Origin of the sequence: Escherichia sp. MOD1-EC7003 (assembly GCF_002965065.1) — a bacterium.
Lineage (GTDB): Bacteria > Pseudomonadota > Gammaproteobacteria > Enterobacterales > Enterobacteriaceae > Escherichia.
This window is the reverse complement of the sequence record NZ_PTRE01000273.1, coordinates 1-411: the sequence shown is the minus strand read 5'-3', so window position 1 is coordinate 411 and position 411 is coordinate 1. Positions and strand designations below refer to the sequence as shown.

Here is a 411-nt window from a genome sequence, read left to right as displayed (position 1 = left end):
TCTTGCCCTGAACGTATAACCCAGAAAATCAAATTGCCTTATTTCGTGGTTTCCTTTTCGTTCGCTGTCTTTGCAGTAGACGATCTTCGTTTTCTCCGGATGTAATTCCAGTCCGCATTCCTGAAAACGCACTGCCAGCTTATCCCGCAATTCCTCTGCCTGCTGTTTATTCACACAATGGACCAGCCCGTCATCTGCATAACGGCACCAGGGAACGCCCGGATAATGTAACGTCAGCCATTTGTCGAACACATAATGCAGAAATAAATTCGCCAGTACCGGGCTTATTACTCCACCCTGTGGCGTACCTTTATTTCGTTCCCTCTGTGTTCCATCCGGCATCTGTACCGGCGCTGTCAGCCACCGGCGAATAAACAGTCTTACCCATTTATCCGCACAATGTTTGTCCAC

The 411-nt window shown here is 48.4% G+C and carries 1 protein-coding gene; it reads right to left on the bottom strand.

The features are described 5' to 3' along the window. Window positions 1-411, bottom strand: a 411-nt coding sequence (locus A7090_RS25295; RefSeq protein WP_241957304.1) for a reverse transcriptase domain-containing protein, incomplete at both ends; no start/stop codon positions are given.